The organism is Vibrio tritonius (assembly GCF_001547935.1).
Taxonomy (GTDB): Bacteria; Pseudomonadota; Gammaproteobacteria; order Enterobacterales; family Vibrionaceae; genus Vibrio; species Vibrio tritonius.
Genome location: NZ_AP014635.1, coordinates 2,887,657 through 2,910,563 on the forward strand (window position 1 = coordinate 2,887,657; position 22,907 = coordinate 2,910,563).

Here is a 22,907-nt window from a genome sequence, read left to right on the forward strand (position 1 = left end):
TATTCAACAACCTATACATTGCCTTTATGTGCAATTATGGTCGATTAGTCGTCGATTGAACGCTTAACTTCAACAGTTTCGAATACTTCGATTTGGTCACCAACGCGAACATCATTATAGTTCTTAACGCCGATACCACATTCGTAGCCGTTCTTAACTTCGTTAACGTCATCTTTAAAGCGACGTAGTGATTCTAGTTCACCTTCGTAGATTACAACGTTTTCACGTAGGACACGGATAGGGTTATTACGTTTAATAACACCTTCAGTAACCATACAACCTGCAATCGCACCAAGTTTAGGTGATTTGAACACATCACGTACTTCAGCAAGACCAATGATTTCTTGTTTGAATTCAGGCGCAAGCATACCGCTCATCGCTTGTTTCACTTCGTCGATCAATTGGTAAATGATTGAGTAGTAACGTAGGTCTAGGTTTTCAGCTTCGATGGCACGGCGAGCAGACGCATCTGCACGTACGTTAAAGCCAACAATGATAGCGTTAGAAGCAGCAGCAAGAGATGCGTCTGTTTCAGTGATACCGCCCACACCAGAACCAACGATGTTCACTTTCACTTCATCAGTAGAAAGTTTACGTAGTGAATCAGAAATCGCTTCAACCGAACCTTGTACGTCCGCTTTCAATACGATGTTCAGTTCAGCAACGTCGCCTGCAGCCATGTTAGAGAACATGTTCTCTAGTTTCGCTTTTTGTTGGCGAGCAAGTTTCACGTCACGGAATTTACCTTGACGGTAGTTTGCTACTTCACGCGCTTTACGTTCATCACGTACAACAGTCGCTTCATCACCCGCAGCAGGAACACCAGATAGACCTAGGATTTCTACAGGGATTGATGGGCCAGCTTCAACAACGTCGTTACCACGTTCATCAGTCATTGCACGAACACGTCCGTACTCTTGACCACAAAGAACAATATCGCCTTTGTGTAGCGTACCTGATTGAACAAGAACAGTTGCTACAGGGCCACGACCTTTGTCTAGACGAGATTCGATAACCACGCCAGATGCCATACCTTCTTTAACGGCATTCAGTTCAAGAACTTCTGCTTGTAGAAGGATAGACTCAAGAAGTTGATCAATGTTAGTACCTTGTTTTGCAGAGATGTGAACGAAGATGTTCTCACCGCCCCATTCCTCAGGAATAACATCGTATGCAGCCAGTTCGTTCTTAACGTTATCTGGGTTTGCACCTTCTTTATCGATCTTGTTCACAGCAACGATCAAAGGAACGCCAGCCGCTTTCGCGTGCTGAACAGCTTCGATTGTTTGTGGCATTACGCCATCGTCCGCAGCAACAACAAGAACAACGATATCAGTCGCTTGAGCACCACGAGCACGCATTGCAGTAAATGCCGCGTGTCCCGGAGTATCCAAGAACGTGATCATACCGTTAGGTGTTTTCACGTGGTAAGCACCGATGTGCTGTGTGATACCGCCAGCCTCGCCAGAAGCAACGTGTGTACGACGAATGTAGTCAAGTGTTGACGTTTTACCGTGGTCAACGTGACCCATGATGGTTACAACTGGTGCACGTGGAGAAGTATCCGCAGATTCATCACGATCAGAAAGCACAGCTTCTTCAAGCTCGTTTTCTTTACGTAGAATCACTTTGTGACCCATTTCTTCAGCAACAAGTTGTGCAGTTTCTTGGTCGATAACTTGGTTAATGGTCGCCATAGCGCCCATTTTCATCATCACTTTGATGACTTCAGTACCTTTTACTGACATTTTCTGAGCAAGCTCAGACACGACGATAGTTTCACCGATCACAACATCAGATTTAGCAACTACTGCAGTTTTATCGAAGCCATGTTGCATTGAGCTTGGCTTGCTAATACGACCTTTACGTTTTCCGCGAGAGCGAGAGTCACGTTCTTGACGATCATCACGAGAAGACATTTTTCTCTTGTTCGCTTTCGTTGAATGACGACGGGCACCTTCATCACGACGGTCTGCCTCATCTTCAGCTTCACGAGCATAACGTGAAGTTGTCACGTGGTAATCTGTTTGTTCTTCCATACTACCCTTTTTCTCATCTTCAGCAGACCAACGCTCTGCGTTTTTCTCAGCCAATTCACGAGTTTCAGCAAGTAGACGCTGGCTTTCTTCTTCTGCCTTGCGTCTTGCTTCTTCTTCTTGACGAAGTTTTAACTGTTCGGCTTCTTTACGCGCTGCTTCCTGCTGACTTTTCTCTTCAGCGGAGCGCTCACGTTTCGCTTGGTCTTGTTCGCTACGTTTCGCTTTTTCTTCAGCGTCACGTTTCGCTTTTAGTTCTGCTTCACGCTTAGCTTTTTCTTCAGCTTCACGTTTTGCCTGTTCTTCGGCTTCACGTTTAGCTGCTTCTTCAGCTTCGCGTTTCGCTTGCTCTTCAGCTTCACGTCGTGCTGCTTCTTCAGCTTCCGCTTGACGTTTAGCCTCGTCTTCAATGGTACTGCGCTTAACATACGTACGTTTTTTGCGCACTTCAACCTGAATATCTTTGCTTTTGCCACCACCGGCATTAACGCTTAATGTGCTGCGTTTCTTGCGTTGCAGTGTCAGACGGGTTGGTTCATTGCCATTTCCGTCACTATTCCCAGTGCGTAAGAAGTTCAGCAACTGCTGCTTTTCACCTTCAGTGACGCTATCTGAGCTTGATTTAGGCATACCTGCCTCAGCAAGTTGTTCTAATAAGCGGTCAACTGGCGTACCAATTTCGTCACTCAGTGCTTTAACTGTTTGTTGTGTCATGCCGCTTCCTCCCCTTGCCGAAATTATGCGTCTTCACCAAACCAGCAGATGTTACGGGCAGCCATAATTAACTCTCCGGCACGCTCTTCGGTTAGACCTTCAATGCCTTCTAAATCGTCTATGCCTTGGTCAGCTAAGTCTTCTAGAGTTACTACACCTTTGGCAGCCAATTTAAAGGCTAACTCGCGCTCTAGACCTGCAAGACTCAATAGATCTTCAGCAGGCTCTGCGCCATCATGTGATTCTTCTTGTGCTAGAGCAATAGTAGTCAATGCTTGTTTTGCACGATTACGTAGCTCTTCAACGAGATCTTCATCTAGACCTTCAATTTCTAGAAGTTCGTTTACAGGAACGTACGCGACTTCTTCTAGAGTTGAGAAACCTTCTTCCACTAACATTTCAGCGAAATCTTGTTCAATATCTAGATATTTCATGAAGTTTTCAATCGCAGCCATCGATTCTTCTTGATGTTTTTTCTGCAAATCAGCCACTGTCATGACATTCAGTTCCCAACCGGTTAGTTGAGAAGCTAGACGAACGTTTTGACCATTACGGCCAATCGCCTGTGCTAAGTTATCCGCTTCAACAGCGATATCCATTGAGTGCGCGTCTTCATCAACAATGATAGAAGCGACATCAGCAGGAGCCATTGCATTGATAACAAATTGTGCTGGGTTATCGTCCCAAAGTACGATATCAATACGTTCGCCACCTAGTTCACCCGATACGGCTTGAACACGAGCGCCACGCATACCAACACACGCACCAACAGGATCGATACGTTTGTCGTTCGTTTTCACAGCAATCTTAGCGCGAGAACCTGGATCACGAGCGGCACCTTTCAATTCAATTAGCTCTTCGCCAATTTCAGGCACTTCAACTCGGAATAGCTCTGCCAACATTTCAGGCTTAGAACGAGTGATGAATAATTGGAAACCACGAGCTTCTGGTCTTACTGCGTAAAGCAGACCACGAACACGGTCTCCTGGGCGGAAGTTTTCGCGAGGAAGTTGGTCTTCACGTAGAATGACCGCTTCAGCGTTGCTGCCAAGATCCAAAATAATGGTTTCACGGCTTACTTTCTTAACTACGCCAGTAACCAATTCACCTTCATTATCGATGAATTGTTCAACAATTTGTGCACGTTCAGCTTCACGTACTTTTTGTACGATTACTTGCTTAGCAGTTTGAGTCGTAATACGGTCAAACGTTACAGATTCGATTTGATCTTCAACGTAATCACCTAACTCCACTGAATCGTCGTCATATTGAGCTGCTTCAAGAGAGATCTCTTTTGTTGGGTTCTCTACATTCTCAACCACTAACCAGCGGCGGAAAGTTTCAAACTCACCAGTTTTGCGGTCGATAGCAACACGTACGTCAATTTCGATTTCGTACTTCTTCTTTGTTGATGTTGACAACGCGATTTCTAGCGCTTCAAAAATACGCTCACGAGGAACTGCTTTCTCGTTAGAAACCGCCTCAACAACCGCTAAAATTTCTTTACTCATTTTTATAGCCTCTAAGACTTAAAATTTAGGGATCAGGTTCGCTTTTGCAATATTGCTTAACGCAAAATGTTCTAGTTGCCCATCAACAGTAAGCGCAACGGTTTCTCCATCAACAGAGTCAATGACGCCTTTCCATTTACGACGGTTACCAACAGCCATTTTAAGAACAACGCTCACCTCATGACCAATAAATTGTTCATAGTGTGCTGCTTTAAATAGCGGCCTTTCTAGACCAGGAGATGACACTTCTAGGCTGTAAGCCACAGAAATAGGATCTTCTACATCCAGAACAGCGCTGACTTGATGACTCACTTCCGCACAGTCATCCACTGTGATGCCATTTGCATGGTCAATAAAAATACGTAATGTCGAATGCTGTCCTGCACGAACAAATTCCAAACCCACTAACTCGTATCCTGAAGCCTCGACTGGAGCTTCAAGCAATTCAGTAAGTTGTCTCTCTAAACCAGTCATTTCAACCACTCCAGAAACAAAAAAAGGGCCTAGAGCCCAATTTAAATTCCAAGCAAGTATCTGAATCTTTTCAGTTAAAAAATTCAGATAATAAAAAACCCCGATAAGCCGGGGTTTTTTGATGCTGGACCCTGATAAATTGAGAATTACTTCTCAATTGCAGTGAGGTTAGCACTGCCAAACTTGCATCTTAATCTAGAAGATTGGTTGCGGGGGCCGGATTTGAACCAACGACCTTCGGGTTATGAGCCCGACGAGCTACCAAGCTGCTCCACCCCGCGTCCGACTGGTTATGCATTATACGCATAACTCTGTGTTTTACAAGTTTGTAAACATGGTGCCGAGAGGGGGACTCGAACCCCCACACCGAAGCGCTAGCACCTCATGCTAGTGTGTCTACCAATTTCACCATCTCGGCTAAAACCTTGACTTATCTATAATAGATAAGTTATTGAGGAATTTCGTCGCTGCTTGATTTCTCAGCGGGAACTTCACTCGCAGCCGGAGCTGCATTATCACTAGCTTGCTGTTCTAATGTTGTTTGACCTTGTGTTGGGTCAACCCACTTAGATTCAGTTTTGTTTGTAGATAGATTACCTAACACTAAGCTAGTAACTAAGAAAATAATCGCAAAAATTGCTGTCATTCGGGTAAGGAAGTTACCTGAGCCACCAGAACCAAACACTGTGTTTGAAGCTCCAGCACCGAACGAGGCTCCCATATCTGCGCCTTTACCTTGCTGTATCAACACTAGGCCAATGATACCAACCGCTGCCAACAGGTAAATCACAAGTAGAGCTGTAAACATAACATCCACCTATGTTCCAAATTGTTGAGCCAGCGCCGTTCTAATCATCCGACTTGAACAAGGCTAGCGACCTCCCTTCAGAAGGCGGAGCTAATACTAACTAAAGCCATTCCAACTGACAAGGAGAATTTTACAAAAAAACATGCGCCGATAACCAAACGGTTAAAAAAAACGCAAAAAAGACATTAAACCAGCTAATCACTGGATTCATAACAACAATTTATTATTACAATCCCAGTTACAGCAAGCACTAAGCGTCATTTATACCAGAGTATGTGCTGCGCTTAGTGCTTGTGAATTAGCAACTTTCTTTCACTACACTTGCAATAGCTAGTGCTGAGTTTTGTACTAGTTCAGCATCTTCGCCTTCAACCATTACTCGGATTAGCGGCTCAGTACCGGACTTACGCAGTAAAACACGACCTTTATCCCCAAGTTCACTTTCTACTTTAGCTACTGCGGCAAGGACATCCTGAGATTCTAACGGATTGCTATCACCACTGAATCGGACATTTTCCAGTACTTGAGGGTACAGTTTCATACCTTCAGAGAGTTCATCTAATGGCATATCACTATCGACGATCGCAGTCAGAACACGTAAAGCGGAAACTATCGCATCACCCGTTGTCACACTGTCCAACAAGATAATATGGCCTGAGTTTTCAGCACCGATATTCCAACCTTTTTCAAGCAGCTTTTCCATGACATAACGGTCACCAACGGCTGCGCGAACAAAAGGAATACCGAGTTGTTTTAGGCCATTTTCCATCCCCAGATTCGTCATCAATGTCCCGACAACACCACCTTTTAATGTGCCACGACGTAGTGCATCACGCGCAATAATGTAAGCCAGTTGGTCACCATCGACTTTATTGCCCTTAGCGTCCACCATGATAAGACGGTCGCCATCGCCATCAAACGCTAAACCTAAATCCGCACTTTCTGCAAGTACGCGCTCTTGTAGCGCACGAACATCGGTAGCTCCGACTTCGTGGTTAATGTTCACGCCATTAGGCTCAACCCCCATCGCAATCACTTCGGCACCCAACTCTTTAAATACGTTAGGCGCAATATGGTAAGTCGCACCATGAGCACAATCGACAACCAGTTTTAAACCATTCAAACTTAAACGGTGCGGGAATGTACTCTTACAAAATTCAATGTAGCGACCAGCGGCATCAACTAAACGAGAGGCTTTTCCGAGCTGGGAAGACTCAACGCATTCAATCGGTTTGTCGAGCTCTGCTTCAATAGCTAATTCAACATTATCTGGCAATTTAGTTCCTTCAGATGAGAAGAACTTAATGCCGTTATCGTAATATGGGTTATGAGAAGCTGAGATAACAATCCCCGCTTCAGCACGCAAGGTTTGCGTCAAATAAGCGATCGCAGGTGTTGGCATAGGTCCGGTAAAAATGGCTTTTAATCCCGCCGCCGCTAAACCCGCTTCCAGCGCGGATTCCAACATATAACCAGAGATTCGAGTGTCTTTACCGATGATGACTTTTTTTGTGCCCTGTTTCGCCAAAACTCGACCAGCAGCCCAACCTAGCTTAAGAACAAAATCAGGAGTAATAGGATATTCACCTACTTTACCGCGTACACCATCTGTACCGAAATAACGTCTTTCTTGAGACATATCTAGCCTTTAACCTCGTTATAAATTACTTCGTGTCATGTGAACGATTTTCATCGCTTCTATTGTTTCTTGATAATCATGGACTCGAATAATTTGAGCCCCTTTACTGGCAGCGATCGTTGCGCATGCTACGCTGGCCACCATACATTCTGCTGGCTTTTTATCGAGTAATTTAAACAACATCGATTTACGTGACATCCCGGCTAGGATAGGTAATCCATATTGGTGAAATGACTCCAAGTTAGCCAATAGTTTGTAGTTATCCTCGACCGACTTACCAAAGCCAAAACCAGGATCAACAATAATATTGTCCCGCAGGATACCAGCCTTTTCACAAGCGGCAATACGATCAGTCAAAAACTGATGAACTTCCGCAATAAGATCATCGTACTGAGGGTTAACCTGCATTGTTTTCGGTTGACCTTTCATATGCATGATACAAACAGGGACATTAGCTTGAGCGACCACCTCGAGAGCCCCCGGTTCAGTTAATGAACGAATATCATTAATGAGATCAGCGCCAGCTTCAATTGCTTGCTTCATTACTTCTGCTTTACTGGTATCGATAGAGATCCACACCTCTTGATTATGTTTACGAATCTCTTTCACGATAGGTACAACACGGCGCAACTCTTCTTCTAGAGTCACTTCTGGAGCCCCCGGTCGAGTTGATTCCCCACCAATATCAATAATAGTGACACCGACTTCGATCATGTCTAAAGCACGCTTCAACGCAAGGTCTAATTCAGTAAAACTACCACCATCGGAAAATGAGTCGGGCGTGGTATTCAAGATCCCCATTACATGAGGACGATTAAGTTCTAAAGTTTTCAGTGGCGTATGGATATTCATAGTGTGTAGAAAATATTCCCTATATATAGAAAAACCCCGACATAATCGGGGTTTCAATCTTACTATTCAAATCACTTACTCTGCGTTTGAATCTTTTTTATCAGTGTCACTTTCAGCCGACTCTTGAGGTTTGCTTTCCTCCGGAGTTTTTTCTGGTTGAGGAGCTTCTGCTTTTGGTGCTTCTGAAGTCGATTCAGATTCATTTTTCGCTGAAGCATTAGCAACATGGTCAGCCCAACCCGCAGGCTCTCGAATCACTTCTTTACGCGCCATTAAGTCATCAATCTGACCTGCATCAATGGTTTCGTATTTCATCAGCGCATCTTTCATTGCGTGCATAATATCCATGTTTTCGACTAGGATACGGCGAGCACGCTCGTAGTTGCGATCGATAAGTTTACGAACTTCATCATCAATAAGCTTGGCGGTGTCATCTGACATATGTTTGGTTTGCGTTACGCTACGACCTAGGAATACTTCACCTTCGTCTTCAGCATATAGCATTGGACCTAACTTATCTGAGAAACCCCACTGGGTCACCATCTTACGAGCAATATCTGTCGCACGTTCGATGTCGTTCGATGCCCCTGTTGATACTTTGTCTACGCCGTAGATCAACTCTTCAGCAAGACGACCACCATACAGACTCGAAATCATCGATTCTAGGTTTTGCTTGGACATGCTAATACGATCTTGTTCAGGTAAGTACATCGTCACACCCAACGCGCGACCACGTGGAATGATAGAAACTTTATACACTGGATCGTGTTCTGGTACTAAGCGACCAACAATCGCGTGACCAGCTTCGTGATAGGCAGTAGACGCCTTGGTTTCTTCTGACATCACCATTGAGCGGCGTTCAGCACCCATCATGATTTTGTCTTTTGCTAGCTCAAACTCAACCATAGAGACGTTACGCTTGTTGCCACGAGCAGCAAACAGTGCAGCTTCGTTAACCAAGTTAGCTAAGTCAGCACCGGAGAAGCCTGGTGTACCACGAGCAATTAGTGATGGTTCAACATCACCGGCTAGCGGCACTTTACGCATGTGAACTTTAAGAATCTGCTCACGACCACGAACATCTGGAAGACCAACGACAACTTGACGGTCAAAACGACCAGGACGAAGCAGTGCAGGGTCCAATACGTCTGGACGGTTGGTTGCCGCGATAACGATAATACCTTCGTTACCTTCAAAACCATCCATCTCAACCAGCATTTGGTTTAGCGTTTGTTCACGTTCATCGTGACCGCCGCCTACACCAGCACCACGTTGACGACCAACTGCATCGATTTCATCGATGAAGATGATACATGGAGAAGCTTTTTTAGCTTGTTCGAACATGTCACGTACACGAGAGGCACCAACACCAACGAACATTTCTACGAAATCTGAACCTGAGATAGTAAAGAATGGTACTTTCGCTTCACCAGCAATCGCTTTAGCAAGCAATGTTTTACCAGTACCAGGAGGACCTACCATCAGAACACCCGTTGGAATTTTACCACCGAGTTTTTGGAAACGACTTGGATCACGTAAGTAATCAACCAGTTCCTTCACGTCTTCTTTTGCTTCATCACAACCTGCAACATCCGCAAAAGTGGTTTTGATCTGTTCCTCACTCATCATGCGGGCCTTGCTTTTGCCAAAGGACATCGCCCCTTTACCGCCACCGCCTTGCATTTGACGCATGAAGAAAATCCAAACACCAATCAACAGAATCATCGGGAACCATGAGATGAAGATAGTGCCAAGCAAGCTTTGCTCTTCAGGTGGTGTACCTTGAACTTTTACGTTTTGGTTGATCAAGTCATCCAAAAGCTTCTGGTCGTAGACCGGCATATAGGTAACGTAACGTGTACTGCCGCCGCGACGAGTAAAAGTAATCTCACTGTTATTGAACTGAGCTTCTTGTATTTGGCCTTGGCCAACTTCCTGTACAAACGTGGTGTAATCAATCGTTCTTCCGTTATTGTCACCAGGGCCGAAGCTCTGGAACACCGACATTAAAACGACCGCAATTACTAACCAAAGAATTAAATTTTTTGCCATGTCACTCAAGGTGTCAGCCTCGCGATAACTAGTTGTAATTAAAGGTAGGGTACTACAGTTTTCAGACCGTAGCTATAGTGTTAATTTTCATCGATGCCATTTAATGGTTACCCTTTGTAACCAGTGGCAACAATGTACACTTCTCGAGAACGAGCCCTCGAAGAGTCGGGCTTGCGGATTTTTACCACTTTAAACATGTCGCGGACATCCTTAACATACTGATCAAAGCCTTCGCCCTGAAAGACCTTAACCACAAAACTACCATCGGGAGCGAGAACTTGTCGACACATATCCAACGCTAATTCAACAAGGTACATAGCCCTTGGCTGATCGACCGATAAATTTCCCGCCATATTCGGTGCCATGTCCGACATAACCACATCGACCATATCTGGCTGAATTCGTGCTAATAGTGCGTCTAAAACGGACTCTTCACGAAAATCACCCTGCAAAAATGCAACACCAGCAATCGAGTCCATCGGTAAAATGTCACAAGCAATCACTTGACCATCATCACCAACAATACCCGCCGCATACTGAGACCACCCTCCAGGGGCAGCACCAAGGTCGACGACTGTCATACCTGGTTTGATTAATTTATCTTTCTGCTGAATTTCTTCTATTTTGAAGATAGCACGAGAACGGTAACCTTTCTTCTTGGCCTCATTTACGTACTTGTCATCAAAATGTTCTTTCAACCAGCGGCCTGAGCTCGCTGAGTGCTTCTGTTTACTCATTCAATTCCTAGCTAAAAAGCGTCTATCAAAGAAAGTATGGTAGAAAATATAGTCTTCGTTGATAGATGGCGTTAAAATGTCGGTTTTCAACCCTAATAGTAAATAAATTTGGTCGCGTAATGAACCTAAGCAACAAACAAAAGCAGCATTTAAAAGCTCTAGCACATAATCTGAAACCAGTAGTGCTTATGGGCGCTAACGGTTTAACCGAAGCTGTTTTAGCCGAAATTGAAATCGCGCTTGATTTCCACGAACTCATTAAAGTAAAAGTGGTATCAGAAGATCGCGACACCAAACAGCTTATCGTTGATGCTATTGTACGCGAGACTGGAGCTGAAAAAGTCCAAGTCATCGGTAAAGTGCTTGTTTTGTATCGTCAATCAGAACAGCGCAAAATTGAACTACCGCGTAACTAAGTATTATCGAAACGAAAATAAAAAAGGTCGCTCAATGCGACCTTTTTCATTTTTTCAGGATTAAATATACTGAACTTGATCGATTTCGAAGACTTTATCACCGCCAGGAGTGGAGATAACAACCTCGTCACCTTCCATCTTGCCAACCAAGCCGCGAGCGATTGGAGAGCTAATAGAAATGCGACCAGACTTAATGTCTGCTTCATTATCGCCAACAATTTGGTATGTTTTTTCGTCATCAGTGTCTACATCAACTACCGTAACTGTAGAACCAAAAATGACCTTACCATTATTTTCCATTTTAGTGACATCAATCACTTGAGCTACCGACAATTTATACTCGATATCTCGAATTTGCGCTTCACAGATACCTTGTTCTTCTCGAGCAGCATGGTATTCAGCGTTTTCCTTCAAATCACCGAGTTCACGCGCTTCAGCAATTGCTGCGCTAATCTGCGGGCGAAGTTTTAGAAGTCTCTCAAGTTCTTCACGCAGGATTTTCTCACCGCGTACAGTCATTGGAACTTTTTCCATATCTTACCTCTTTGCCAAAGCTAACTTTGGACAAAACAAAACTACCTAACCCACCTGTGGGCTAGGTAGTGTTTATGAAACGTATTGGGATTAGTGTAAACAAAGTTTAAAACGAAATCATCCTAAATCCATCTTTCGTTATTAAAAACAGTTCTTAAGTCACTGTCGAGTAAGCACTTAGACGCCATGTGATCTAGAGCACAAGAAAAATCCTGATAAATTATGAAAATCGAGTGAAAAAATATAAAAAAATAATATTTCACTAGCACTTATAAAGCGTGTTAAAAATGAAATAAAACCTTTAAAATCAACATCTTGATATTTTTACTTTTATAATAAAACAGTGTTCATTTTTCGATTTTATATCATTTTACTAACGAAGCCGGAACTCACATACGAAAATTGATTCACGAATTGCTCAAGTTGAGACGTTAGGCAAAGGCTTAAGGAATCACAAGTGCTCGCCCTAAACATCGACATGAGTATTTGTAGGACGAATCTAACGTCTCAATCAACGTTTTTGTGGACAATATATTAGGACTGAACAAGATGAAAAAAACCATCATCTCTCTTGCTGTGGCAGCAGCAGCAGTGGCAACAGGTGCAAACGCAGCTGAAGTTTATAACGCAGACGGCACTTCTGTTGCCCTAGGCGGTCGTGTTGAAGCTCGTCTTCAACTTCAAGATGGCGAAGCAAACGACTTAACTCGTGCTCGTTTTAACTTTGTTGGTAAACAACAAGTAAATGAAAGCCTTTACGGTTTGGCTAAATTTGAAACTGAATGGTCAAGCCACAATGACAACGGTGCAGCTGATGATTCAGACACTGACCTAGATACTCGTTACATCTTTGCTGGTATCGGTACAGACGCTGGTGAAATCACTTACGGTAAACAAGACGGTGCATTAGTTAAACTAACTAACTTTACCGATATTATGTCTACTTGGGGTAAAGAAGCATCAGTAAACTCAGCTGCTACTAACTCTGACTACTACATTTCTCTTGCAAACCGTACTGATAACTATGTTGCATACAATGCTCAGTTTGACACTCTAGGTGTTAGCGCTGGTTACCGTTTTGCTGACGGTGGCGACTCTGGCGATAACGACAGTCGTGTAGGTAACGACCAAGACGGTTACGCTCTAGCCCTAACTTACGGCTTCGGAGACACTGGTGTTGTTATTGGTGCTGGTTATGCAGACCAAAATAGCAATGATCAAACTATCTTGACTACTTCATTTACTTACGAAGATTTGTACTTAGCAGCGTTGTACACTCACATTGATTACGATGCAAGCTCAGTTGACAACTACGACGGTTACGAGCTAGCAGCAGCTTACACTATCGACAAAACTAAACTGATCGCTACTTACAACGATGGCGATTGGGACGATGAAGGTGATACAGCACAGACTCTATCTGTAGAAGCAAACTACTTCTTCACTCCATCATTCACTGGTTATGTAGGCTACCGTTGGAACCTACTTGACGGCGACGACGTAACTGATAACGTTGATGCACAAGACCAAGCAATGGCTGGCCTGCTATACACTTTCTAATTTGACAGAAAGTTAAATGCATATCGACGCCTGCTCTATAGCAGGCGTTTTTTTATCCCGCTATACTACTCAAACCTTTAGTTATTGAAGAAAAAGAGTATTTATGCGTTATCTGATTTTATGGTCTGCTTTGCTATGGACATCACTCAGTGCTGCGACACCTTTTGTCCCAGAACTGCCTAGCCTTACCCCAGATACTCGCTATGCTTTCTTCGCTCAATCGCTCACAGATAGCACACAACAATTCGAGCAAGCCAACGGTGGCTACTTCCCTCCAGCCAGCACGTTCAAACTCGTCACCGCACTAGCGGCTAAATTGGAGCTAGGGGATCAGTTTCGTTTTTCCACCTCTTTGCTACGCAAGGGTAACGACTATATCGTTAAATTTTCAGGCGACCCAACATTATCCACTGATGAACTCAAACAATTATTGAAAGTTCTTCCTTCTCAGGGCATAAGACGTATCCGCGGTAATATCTGGTTAGACAATACGGCTTTTGCAGGTTTTGAAAAAGCCGTCGGCTGGCCATGGGACTCTCTGGGGGTATGTTATAGCGCGCCAAGTAGTGCCATCAATCTTGATCACAATTGTGCCCCAGCATCACTCACCGATTTAAACAACGGACAAACGAGACTTTACGTCCCGGAGCAATACCCTATCCACGTGAAGAACCAAGCTAAAGCAATCAGTAGTGAAGCAATCAAAGCACAACACTGTGAATTAGAGCTTACCGCCGCAGACAATAATCACTATGTTTTATCAGGTTGTATGGCACAACGAAGCACACCGCTCCCTTTAAAATTCGCCGTACAAAACACCGGTTTATACACCCAAAGAATGATGTATAAGATATTGAACCAATTAGGCATTCAGTTAGAAGGCTCGATACAGATAGGCTCTCCTGCCTACAGCACTGCCCAAGCAAAACTATTGGCTCAACATCAATCCGAACCGTTACCCGAACTATTGAGCATCATGCTCAAAAAATCGGATAACTTGATTGCAGATACTCTCACTAAAGCAATCGGGCATCATCACTATCAACAACCTGGTAGCTACCTAAATGGAACCAAAGCAATTAAGGAAGTGCTCGCTGAACGCGCCAATATCAACCTCGAAAGCGCTCAATTATTTGATGGGTCTGGTTTATCACGTAATAACCGCATTCACCCCGACACAATGCAACAGGTATTACGCTATGTTTGGCAAAACGATTCACAATTGAACTTGATTGCCCTTTTACCACGAGCGGGACAATCGGGAACGCTGCGCTATCGTAGAAGCATGTTAGCAAACGATATAAGGGGCGTCATTGCTGGGAAAAGTGGCTCACTTTATGGCACGCACAACATGATTGGTTACCTACTGGATGCCAACGGTCAACCACAGATGCTATTTACACAGTACATCACCGATTACTTTCCACCAGAAACGGAAGAGGAGCCCGCAAGCTCCCCTATAACTGAATTAGAAAAACAATTTTACCGTCAGATCATGGCCCACATGCCCTAATGCTATGTTTGAGCAACTAGGGCGCTGTCTATCCACGTCTCTCATTACTGCTTTAACGTGGCGTTAATTGGCACGATGTGTTTTCACAATATAAATCCAGATGCGATTCCCAGCAGTGCAAACGAGACAATCCAACCGGCTTTCTGTTTGGCGTATTCACAAACAGCATGTTGTAAAGAATGTTTGGCCTGAGCAACAGTAGAACTCGCTAATCCCAACTGATAAGAATAATGTTCAGACAGTTGATCATGACCTTCTCTGCTCAAGTCACTCAAAAGTTGTTTTACATGCCTGATAGTACAGTTACTCAATATGGCAATCGCTTCTTCTGAAGACATCACCACTAGCAATTGTACTTGTTTCACTGATTCGTATTTCAAAAATGCATTTGTTGCAGCTCCAATTTCATCAATTGAAAAAGAATCCGCATAGTTCATGCATTGATTGTTCATTACCGTCATGGCTAATCTCCCGATTGGCTTAAGGTAACGACCACCAATAGCAACTACGAACACGATGCACTGATATAGCATTATGCCAGCGTACATATGATCAATAAGTTGTTATTTATCTAGAAGATAGGAGAAAAATAGAAAGGAATATGTAGAGATAAACACCTTTACCTGCGCAGGTAAAGTCTAATGAGCTAATACCGTTAGCAGGTTATTTTTCTCCCTTCATACTAGGGGGATGGTCGGTATTGTTCATCGTCGTCTCCAAATGTGCTATCCCTTCGATAGCGGCTGAATTGTAACAAAATATCATCAAAAATACAGTCTGTGTGAGAACAAAAAATTTCTATGCTGGCGACAATCAAGGCTCCATCGATACGAAAAAAAGCGCCCTAAGGCGCTTTTTCTTCATCATTTATGCACTGCAAAGCGACTATTTTACAGTGACGCGAGCAAATTTGCGCTTACCAACTTGGTAAACCGCTTCACCAGTAGCGGGCGCGAATTTAGTGTCTTCTAACTTCTCACCATCTAATTTCACCGCGCCTTGACGAATCATACGTAAAGCATCAGAAGTCGAGTTCACCAATCCCGCCTCTTTTAGCAAGTTAGCAATGGCGATCCCCGCTTCAAAAGTGAATTCTGGCATTTCGTCTGGCATTGCGCCTTTTTGGAAACGGTTAATGAATTCTTGTTCTGCAGCATCCGCATCCGCTTCAGTATGGAAGCGTGCAATGATCTCTTTCGCTAGCAAGATCTTAACGTCACGTGGGTTTTTACCGTTTTTCACGTCTTCTTTAAATTGCGCCACTTCTTCCAATGGACGGAATGACAACAACTCATAGTAACTCCACATCAGATCGTCAGAGATCGACATGATCTTACCAAACATGTCACTTGGAGCATCACTCACACCAATGTAGTTGTGTGCTGATTTAGACATTTTCTTCACACCGTCTAAACCAACCAGCAATGGCATCATCAAGACAACTTGTGGTTTTTGCCCATTCGATTTTTGCAATTCACGACCCATAAGTAAGTTGAACTTCTGGTCTGTACCACCTAGTTCTACATCACTTTCAAGAGCTACGGAGTCGTAACCTTGAAGAAGTGGGTACATGAATTCATGAATCGCAATAGGTTGACCATTTGAGTAACGCTTTTTAAAGTCGTCACGCTCTAGCATACGAGCAACAGTTTGATTAGCCGCAAGGCGAATCATGCCCTCTGCACCCAGTTCAGAAAGCCATTCAGAGTTAAAACGAATTTCCGTTTTTTCTGGGTCAAGGATTTTGAATACTTGCTGCTTGTAGGTTTCAGCGTTACGCAGTACGTCTTCACGAGTCAAAGGAGGACGAGTGGTATTTTTACCCGTAGGATCACCAACCATACCTGTGAAATCACCGATTAGGAAAGTCACTTGATGGCCAAGCTCTTGAAACGCGCGTAGCTTGTTTAGAATCACAGTGTGACCAAGATGGATATCAGGTGCTGTTGGATCCGCACCCAATTTAATGCGCAGCGGACGATTCTCTTTCAGTTTTGCAATGAGCTCTTCTTCCGGAATAAGCTCCTCAACACCACGCTTGATTTCCGCTAAAGCGGCTTCAATACTCGCCATTCTTTGTTTACTCCCACAGATTTGGCAAAATTTAATAATTCGACATATTACTTGAATAGCGACTATTTTTGAAACCAGTTAGACTAACTAGTAGTGAATTTATTCAATTATTCTTGAACACCGCGAATATGCTTACGATTTTTGCTCGATTACCATGGTTACATAAAGCGCTGATCGCCCTATTTAGTGGGTTGATCGTTATTGCGCTGTTTTTTCTTCCGCATCCCAACGATTTGATGCAAGACCCTAATCGCCTCAAACTAGGGCAACACTATCCCCTGCAATTAAACTATGACTTACTGATAAAAGAAGAAGCATTACCCGCATCAACCGTTTTACAGTGGAAAAAAATGACGGTTCAATCCGGGGAAAGTAGTGCTTTGCTATTCAAAAAAGTCGGCCTTTCAGCTCGGGACCTTTATGTTCTCACCTCCAGCAATAGCGATATAGAACAACAACTAACGCGGCTGAGGCCTGGAGATGAAATTCTATTTGGCCTCAATGAAGATCAGCAATTGGTTCAACTAAGACGCAAAATAAATTCTTATGAAACCTTCGTCGTGACTCGTTCAGACAATGGTTACACCTCAAAGTTTGAGAATAAGGAAGTGTATTTTCAATACAATTACGCCGAAGCCACGATCACCTCTAACTTCTGGAATGCTGCAACAGGGGCTGGATTAACAGCCAATCAAATTATGCAGTTAGCTGGTATTTTTGGTTGGGATATCGATTTTGCTTTGGATATTCGATCAGGCGATAACTTCCAAATTTTGTACCAAGAAAAAGTGGTCGAAGGAGAAGTAACCGATAGAGGCGACATTATTGCCGCTACGTTTACCAACCAAGGAAAAACATTTTCAGCCATCTTGGATGATACGTCAGGCAACTATTACGATGAAAATGGACGAGCTATGAAAAAAGCCTTCTTGCGTTCACCTGTCGACTTTCGCCGTGTTTCATCCAATTTTAATCCCAAACGCCTACATCCTGTCACAGGCCTAGTTCGCCCGCACCGAGGAACCGATTATGTTGCTCCCGTCGGCACACCTATTTGGGCCGCAGGTGATGGTGTGGTACAAAAAGCCGGTTACAACCAATTTAACGGTAATTATGTCTTTATCCGCCACAGCAACACCTATGTGACGAAGTACCTTCATTTACAAAGACGCTATGTAAAAACAGGCGAACGAGTGAAACAGGGACAGGTTATCGGTAAACTCGGCGGAACAGGTCGGGTTACCGGCCCTCACTTACACTACGAATTTTTGGTCCATGGCGTACATAAGAACCCACGAACAGTGAAACTACCTTTGTCAAAATCCTTGACAGGTAAAGCCCGCGAAACATTCATCGCGAACGCAAAAATTCGCTTAGAGAGATTAGAGCGATACAGCGAATTACTGTTTGCCAAACAGTGATTGCCCGATTCAAGGTACAAAAAAAGCAGAGTCACTAGGCTCTGCTTTTCCATACAATTAACGCTTACACACTGAATGAAGCGCCGCAACCACAGGTTGTCTTAGCATTTGGGTTATCAACAAAAAAGCGCGAGCCTTCAAGTCCTTCAGTGTAATCCACTACACCACCAATCAAATATTGCAGGCTCATAGGATCCACAACTAAAGTAACCCCTTCATTCACAATAGTCATATCACCTTCATTAACGTTTTCGTCAAAGGTAAATCCGTATTGAAAACCACTGCAACCACCGCCAGTGATGTACACACGCAATTTTAGAGCAGGATTTTCTTCTTCAGCGATCAGCATTTTTACACGTTTTGCTGCGGCTTCAGAGAAGGATAATGGTACATTAATTTCGCTCACGACGACCTCTCCCATTCGTGTCATCGCTTGGCATCTGCCTGGTCATCAAAACAAATCAGCGATGAATTATGATTCTTTAACGTTATTATCCAATACCTGAGTTGTGCGTTCAAGTATTAGCCCAAACTAACTTAGATATACTGACAATCAGTTTAAGTGCAGCGGTGTCTGTACGGCGAATTTACTGCTCCAGAACGATAAAGCCAAAAATGCAATTTGACACATATTTTAACTCTATTTTCTGGTATATGAAGCGAAGATATGAGATTTTCGGGGAAAACATTTCGCATCGAAGCAGAGAAGCGTACAATGCACCGCAAATTGGTCCAGACAATCAGAAGAGGATATATCCATGACCAAATCAGCCGATCTTTACCAGAAAGCTCAGAGCAAAATTCCTGGCGGAGTAAACTCTCCTGTTCGTGCATTTAACGGTGTTGGTGGTTCTCCACTATTTATCGACCGAGCAGACGGCGCATTTATCTTTGATGCCGATGGTAAAGCATACATCGACTACGTTGGTTCTTGGGGCCCAATGATCCTTGGCCACAACCATGCAGCTATTCGTGAAGCTGTAATTGATACCGCACAGAAAGGCCTTAGCTTTGGTGCACCAACTTCACTTGAAATCGATATGGCTGAACTGATTAGTGAGCTTGTTCCATCCATGGAACAGGTGCGCATGGTGAACTCAGGCACAGAGGCGACCATGAGTGCTATCCGCTTAGCTCGTGGCTACACTGGTCGCGATAAGATCATTAAGTTTGAAGGTTGCTACCATGGGCATTCCGATGGTCTTTTAGTAAAAGCAGGATCAGGCGCACTGACGCTTGGTCAACCTAGTTCTCCTGGCGTACCGGCAGATTTTGCGAAGCACACCCTAACGGCTCGCTTTAATGATTTGGACTCCGTTCGTGAGTTATTTGCTGCTAATAAAGGTGAAATTGCGTGTATTATCGTTGAACCTGTTGCAGGCAACATGAACTGTATTCCGCCAGTTTCAGGCTTCCATGAAGGTCTCCGTGAGATTTGCGACCAAGAAGGTGCTCTACTGATTTTCGATGAAGTGATGACCGGTTTCCGCGTTGCTCTTGGTGGTGCACAAGCTTACTACAACATTAAACCAGACCTAACAACACTAGGGAAAGTTATTGGTGGTGGTATGCCTGTGGGTGCTTTTGGTGGGCGTAAAGAGGTAATGCAATACATTGCGCCAACAGGCCCTGTTTACCAAGCTGGTACACTATCTGGTAACCCAGTAGCGATGGCTGCGGGCTACGCGTGTTTGACCCTATTAAAAGAAGAAGGCAACGAAAAACGCCTAGATCGTAAAGCGAAAACCTTAGCCGAAGGCCTTAAAGCGCTGGCCAAAAAACACGATATTCCACTACTTGTTCACCAAGTAGGTGGTATGTTCGGTTTCTTCTTTACTGATCAAAAGAGCGTTACTTGCTATGAGGACGTAGCAAAGTGCGATACAGAACGTTTCAAACAGTTCTTCCATCACATGCTAGAGCATGGTGTATATCTTGCCCCTTCTGCGTTCGAAGCTGGCTTCATCTCACTGGCTCACCGCTCAAGTGAAATTGATGCGACATTAGAAGCAGCAGACCGAAGCTTCGCCCGCATGGTGAACGGCGAATAATTGCACTACCCCAAACGATTAAAAAGCTGCCTAAGGCAGCTTTTTTTGTTTTAATGCCAGTTAACCACAACGAGCAAGACCAACACCACAACAGCCACACCAAGCCAAGGAATGGGACGCTTTTGTGTCTTTTTATCATCACAGCATTTTTTGTTGTCACAACATCCCATAGTTTTTCCCTTTTATTGCTTAGTGGCGAAATAAACCTCATTATATACCGAAGTTTCCTTGGCTAGCTTGTCGCTTGTCATTTTCATCCAACAAAGAAAACTAAAGACGGAAAAATATGGCTGCTGAAAAGCAAAAAATAGGCTCAAGTCACTGGGTGCTGATTATCGCTCTATTAGTGTCGGCAATGGCCTGTTATTTACTCATTGAACCTTATGTAAACTCCATTGTTATGGCGTTTATTATTTCGCTATTGATGTTTCCAGTGCACAGCTGGATTAGTCAAAAAATGCCCAGTCATCCGAATTACGCCTCCCTGCTCTCTTGTGTAATATTGACTGTCATTGTCGTGATTCCATTAACAATAGTGTTTGGCGCCATAGTACAACAAGGTTCGAAATTTTCGCAAAACCTCTATCACTGGGTTACTAATGGGGGGATTGATTCCTTCTTTAATCATCCCTTGGTTGTGAAAGCAGTCGATTTTTCTAACAACTATTTACCGTTCAACCCACTCAATCCGCAAGAAATTGGCGATAAAATCGCGAAATTCTCTACCTCATTTGGAACCAAACTGGTTGGGATTAGTGCCAAAGTGCTTGGTGACGCAACCAACTTTGTGGTTGATTTTTTCCTCATGTTATTTGTGCTGTTCTTTCTCCTTCGAGATCACGAAAAAGTGATTAACACCTTAAGGCATATTGTTCCTCTCTCTCGCAGTCAAGAAGACAAACTGCTCATCGAAATAGAACAAGTCTCAAAATCAGCGGTGATGGGGTCCTTTTTAACCGCAATCGCTCAAGGTATTGCAGGCGGAATAGGCATGGGTATTGCTGGCTTCCCTGGTCTTTTTTGGGGAACCATGATGGGCTTTACTTCGTTTATTCCAGTCGTCGGAACCGCGCTTATTTGGTTACCAGCCACCCTTTATTTATTGGCAAGTGGTGACATTAACTGGGCGATTTTCCTCGGCATTTGGAGTATTGCCGTGGTAGGTTCAATTGACAATATTTTGCGTCCGTTCTTGATGCAAGGTAGCGCAGGAATGAATACGCTGATGATCTTTTTTTCACTTCTAGGCGGGATCCAACTGTTTGGTCTGATTGGATTGATCTATGGCCCACTGATCTTTGCCATCACGGTGGTGCTATTTAAAATGTACGAAGAAGAATTTCATTCCTTTCTTAATTGGCAAGACAAAAACTAACGATAAGGGAGCGTTTTGCTCCCCTTTCTCTTGCCAAACACTTCAAGCTTGCTTCGCTTTGTGCGAGAATCTCGCGCCTCACAACTGATTCGGAATAACCATGTCAACATTCACAGCCCCAAGCCAAATTGCCGAGCGTCAACTGGAATACTTTGCAGGAAAACGCGTTCTCATCGCAGGAGAAGCAGAAGATCTTTTCCCTCTTGAATTGGCCAAACACTGTGAATCGGTTGAGATCTTTACCACTCACTATGGTTATTATCGCCAGTGGCAAAACAAATCCCATATTCGTTGTTACTTCGATGCTGAACTAACCGCTGAGACATCTGCGGATATGATCTTGCTTTACTGGCCAAAAGCGAAGCAAGAAGCAGACTACCTGCTGAACATGCTATTGGCTAAGTTGGGCCAAGGAACCGAGATTGTCGTTATTGGCGAAAATCGCTCAGGGGTCAAAAGCATTGAGAAAATGTTTGCGCCTTATGGCCCAATCAACAAATACGATTCGGCTCGTCGCTGTTCTTTTTATTGGGGACAATGCACAAACCAACCACAACCCTTCAAGCTTGAACAATGGTTTAAGTCATATCAGGTCACTTACCAAGAGCGTGAATTAACGATTCGCAGCTTACCTGGCGTATTTAGTCATGGGGAATTTGATATTGGCAGTCGATTGCTGTTGGATACCCTGCCAACATTACATGGCAAGGTATTGGATTTTGGCTGTGGCGCTGGCGTAATTGGTTCTGTCATGGCAAGTCTCAATCCTAACATTAAGTTGTCGATGTGCGATATTAGCGCGCTCGCTATCCGCTCGTCACAAGAAACATTAAAAGCGAACGGTCTTACCGGCCATGTTTTTGCTTCAGATGTTTTTTCTGATATCAGCGAACAATATCGTTTTTTGGTGACAAATCCACCTTTTCACTCCGGATTAGATACCAGCTATAGCGCGACTGAGACCTTGTTAGCACAAGCGCCGCAAGCATTAACCCAAGATGGAGAATTGTTTGTAGTTGCCAATAGCTTCTTAAAATACCCCCCAATTATCGACCGCAGCTTTGGTCATTGTGAAATACCCGCTAAAACGTCAAAGTTCACCATTTATCACGCGGGCAAAAACCGCTAATTATCCCTTTAC

General features: G+C 43.9%; 19 protein-coding genes and 2 tRNA genes. 7 read left to right on the forward strand and 14 right to left on the reverse strand.

What is annotated here, in order from left to right; genetic code table 11:
* Positions 1-44: 44 nt before the first annotated feature.
* From infB to rlmE, 10 genes are all read right to left on the reverse strand, one after another.
* A complete protein-coding gene (gene infB, locus JCM16456_RS12760; protein ID WP_068714917.1) occupies positions 45-2,750 on the reverse strand; it encodes a translation initiation factor IF-2 in 2,706 nt (901 codons plus the stop codon).
* Between the two features lie 23 nt (positions 2,751-2,773).
* Complete coding sequence (gene nusA, locus JCM16456_RS12765) at positions 2,774-4,261, reverse strand: transcription termination factor NusA (RefSeq protein WP_068714919.1); 1,488 nt, start codon at positions 4,259-4,261, stop codon at positions 2,774-2,776.
* Between the two features lie 18 nt (positions 4,262-4,279).
* Positions 4,280-4,735: a ribosome maturation factor RimP gene (gene rimP, locus JCM16456_RS12770; RefSeq protein WP_068714921.1), complete on the reverse strand. Its 456-nt coding sequence runs from the start codon at positions 4,733-4,735 to the stop codon at positions 4,280-4,282.
* A gap of 204 nt (positions 4,736-4,939) precedes the next feature.
* A tRNA-Met gene (locus JCM16456_RS12775) sits at positions 4,940-5,016 on the reverse strand.
* A 54-nt stretch (positions 5,017-5,070) separates the two neighbouring features.
* Positions 5,071-5,153: transfer RNA gene (locus tag JCM16456_RS12780), tRNA-Leu, on the reverse strand.
* Positions 5,154-5,183: 30 nt separating this feature from the next.
* On the reverse strand, positions 5,184-5,543 hold the full coding sequence (secG, locus tag JCM16456_RS12785) for a preprotein translocase subunit SecG (RefSeq protein WP_068714923.1): 360 nt from the start codon (positions 5,541-5,543) through the stop codon (positions 5,184-5,186).
* A gap of 298 nt (positions 5,544-5,841) precedes the next feature.
* The gene (glmM, locus tag JCM16456_RS12790) at positions 5,842-7,182 is read right to left on the reverse strand and encodes a phosphoglucosamine mutase (protein ID WP_068714925.1); all 1,341 of its coding nucleotides are present in this window, start codon (positions 7,180-7,182) and stop codon (positions 5,842-5,844) included.
* Between the two features lie 18 nt (positions 7,183-7,200).
* On the reverse strand, positions 7,201-8,034 hold the full coding sequence (gene folP, locus JCM16456_RS12795; RefSeq protein WP_068714927.1) for a dihydropteroate synthase: 834 nt from the start codon (positions 8,032-8,034) through the stop codon (positions 7,201-7,203).
* 75 nt (positions 8,035-8,109) lie between these two features.
* A complete protein-coding gene (ftsH, locus tag JCM16456_RS12800) occupies positions 8,110-10,095 on the reverse strand; it encodes an ATP-dependent zinc metalloprotease FtsH (protein ID WP_068714929.1) in 1,986 nt (661 codons plus the stop codon).
* A 98-nt stretch (positions 10,096-10,193) separates the two neighbouring features.
* Positions 10,194-10,823: a 23S rRNA (uridine(2552)-2'-O)-methyltransferase RlmE gene (gene rlmE, locus JCM16456_RS12805; RefSeq protein ID WP_068714931.1), complete on the reverse strand. Its 630-nt coding sequence runs from the start codon at positions 10,821-10,823 to the stop codon at positions 10,194-10,196.
* 119 nt (positions 10,824-10,942) lie between these two features.
* On the opposite strand from rlmE, the gene yhbY reads away from it, so the two are divergent.
* Positions 10,943-11,239: a ribosome assembly RNA-binding protein YhbY gene (yhbY, locus tag JCM16456_RS12810; protein WP_068716078.1), complete on the forward strand. Its 297-nt coding sequence runs from the start codon at positions 10,943-10,945 to the stop codon at positions 11,237-11,239.
* Positions 11,240-11,299: 60 nt separating this feature from the next.
* Here the strand turns inward: yhbY and greA are convergent, their stop codons facing one another.
* Positions 11,300-11,773 (reverse strand): transcription elongation factor GreA, encoded by a 474-nt coding sequence (gene greA / locus JCM16456_RS12815; protein WP_068714933.1) that lies wholly within the window; start codon positions 11,771-11,773, stop codon positions 11,300-11,302.
* 549 nt (positions 11,774-12,322) lie between these two features.
* On the opposite strand from greA, the gene JCM16456_RS12820 reads away from it, so the two are divergent.
* Complete coding sequence (locus JCM16456_RS12820) at positions 12,323-13,333, forward strand: porin (protein ID WP_068714935.1); 1,011 nt, start codon at positions 12,323-12,325, stop codon at positions 13,331-13,333.
* A 103-nt stretch (positions 13,334-13,436) separates the two neighbouring features.
* On the forward strand, positions 13,437-14,846 hold the full coding sequence (gene dacB / locus JCM16456_RS12825; RefSeq protein ID WP_068714937.1) for a serine-type D-Ala-D-Ala carboxypeptidase: 1,410 nt from the start codon (positions 13,437-13,439) through the stop codon (positions 14,844-14,846).
* An 83-nt stretch (positions 14,847-14,929) separates the two neighbouring features.
* On the opposite strand, the gene JCM16456_RS12830 is transcribed toward dacB, so the two are convergent.
* Together JCM16456_RS12830 and tyrS are read right to left on the reverse strand one after the other, a co-directional pair.
* A complete protein-coding gene (locus JCM16456_RS12830) occupies positions 14,930-15,394 on the reverse strand; it encodes a hypothetical protein (protein WP_156430529.1) in 465 nt (154 codons plus the stop codon).
* 337 nt (positions 15,395-15,731) lie between these two features.
* Positions 15,732-16,919 (reverse strand): tyrosine--tRNA ligase, encoded by a 1,188-nt coding sequence (gene tyrS, locus JCM16456_RS12835; RefSeq protein ID WP_068714941.1) that lies wholly within the window; start codon positions 16,917-16,919, stop codon positions 15,732-15,734.
* A 128-nt stretch (positions 16,920-17,047) separates the two neighbouring features.
* Between tyrS and JCM16456_RS12840 the strand changes: the two genes are divergently transcribed.
* The gene (locus JCM16456_RS12840) at positions 17,048-18,340 is read left to right on the forward strand and encodes a peptidoglycan DD-metalloendopeptidase family protein (RefSeq protein ID WP_068714942.1); all 1,293 of its coding nucleotides are present in this window, start codon (positions 17,048-17,050) and stop codon (positions 18,338-18,340) included.
* Positions 18,341-18,404: 64 nt separating this feature from the next.
* Here the strand turns inward: JCM16456_RS12840 and erpA are convergent, their stop codons facing one another.
* Complete coding sequence (gene erpA / locus JCM16456_RS12845) at positions 18,405-18,746, reverse strand: iron-sulfur cluster insertion protein ErpA (RefSeq protein ID WP_068714944.1); 342 nt, start codon at positions 18,744-18,746, stop codon at positions 18,405-18,407.
* 352 nt (positions 18,747-19,098) lie between these two features.
* Here erpA and hemL point away from each other — a divergent pair, with 352 nt between their 5' ends.
* The 3 genes from hemL (at position 19,099) to rsmC (ending at position 22,895) form a co-directional block, all read left to right on the forward strand.
* Positions 19,099-20,391, forward strand: coding sequence for a glutamate-1-semialdehyde 2,1-aminomutase (gene hemL / locus JCM16456_RS12850; protein ID WP_068714947.1), 1,293 nt, complete (start codon positions 19,099-19,101; stop codon positions 20,389-20,391).
* 286 nt (positions 20,392-20,677) lie between these two features.
* Positions 20,678-21,766: an AI-2E family transporter gene (locus tag JCM16456_RS12855; RefSeq protein ID WP_068714949.1), complete on the forward strand. Its 1,089-nt coding sequence runs from the start codon at positions 20,678-20,680 to the stop codon at positions 21,764-21,766.
* Between the two features lie 100 nt (positions 21,767-21,866).
* A complete protein-coding gene (gene rsmC / locus JCM16456_RS12860) occupies positions 21,867-22,895 on the forward strand; it encodes a 16S rRNA (guanine(1207)-N(2))-methyltransferase RsmC (RefSeq protein ID WP_068714951.1) in 1,029 nt (342 codons plus the stop codon).
* Positions 22,896-22,907 lie beyond the last annotated feature (12 nt).

Coding starts and splice junctions, on each gene's coding strand:
- infB (WP_068714917.1), bottom strand. CDS start 2,750: ATGACACAACAAACAGTTAAAGCACTGAGTGACGAAATTGGTACGCCA.
- nusA (WP_068714919.1), bottom strand. CDS start 4,261: ATGAGTAAAGAAATTTTAGCGGTTGTTGAGGCGGTTTCTAACGAGAAA.
- rimP (WP_068714921.1), bottom strand. CDS start 4,735: ATGACTGGTTTAGAGAGACAACTTACTGAATTGCTTGAAGCTCCAGTC.
- secG (WP_068714923.1), bottom strand. CDS start 5,543: ATGTTTACAGCTCTACTTGTGATTTACCTGTTGGCAGCGGTTGGTATC.
- glmM (WP_068714925.1), bottom strand. CDS start 7,182: ATGTCTCAAGAAAGACGTTATTTCGGTACAGATGGTGTACGCGGTAAA.
- folP (WP_068714927.1), bottom strand. CDS start 8,034: ATGAATATCCATACGCCACTGAAAACTTTAGAACTTAATCGTCCTCAT.
- rlmE (WP_068714931.1), bottom strand. CDS start 10,823: ATGAGTAAACAGAAGCACTCAGCGAGCTCAGGCCGCTGGTTGAAAGAA.
- yhbY (WP_068716078.1), top strand. CDS start 10,943: ATGAACCTAAGCAACAAACAAAAGCAGCATTTAAAAGCTCTAGCACAT.
- greA (WP_068714933.1), bottom strand. CDS start 11,773: ATGGAAAAAGTTCCAATGACTGTACGCGGTGAGAAAATCCTGCGTGAA.
- JCM16456_RS12820 (WP_068714935.1), top strand. CDS start 12,323: ATGAAAAAAACCATCATCTCTCTTGCTGTGGCAGCAGCAGCAGTGGCA.
- dacB (WP_068714937.1), top strand. CDS start 13,437: ATGCGTTATCTGATTTTATGGTCTGCTTTGCTATGGACATCACTCAGT.
- JCM16456_RS12830 (WP_156430529.1), bottom strand. CDS start 15,394: ATGTACGCTGGCATAATGCTATATCAGTGCATCGTGTTCGTAGTTGCT.
- tyrS (WP_068714941.1), bottom strand. CDS start 16,919: ATGGCGAGTATTGAAGCCGCTTTAGCGGAAATCAAGCGTGGTGTTGAG.
- JCM16456_RS12840 (WP_068714942.1), top strand. CDS start 17,048: ATGCTTACGATTTTTGCTCGATTACCATGGTTACATAAAGCGCTGATC.
- hemL (WP_068714947.1), top strand. CDS start 19,099: ATGACCAAATCAGCCGATCTTTACCAGAAAGCTCAGAGCAAAATTCCT.
- JCM16456_RS12855 (WP_068714949.1), top strand. CDS start 20,678: ATGGCTGCTGAAAAGCAAAAAATAGGCTCAAGTCACTGGGTGCTGATT.
- rsmC (WP_068714951.1), top strand. CDS start 21,867: ATGTCAACATTCACAGCCCCAAGCCAAATTGCCGAGCGTCAACTGGAA.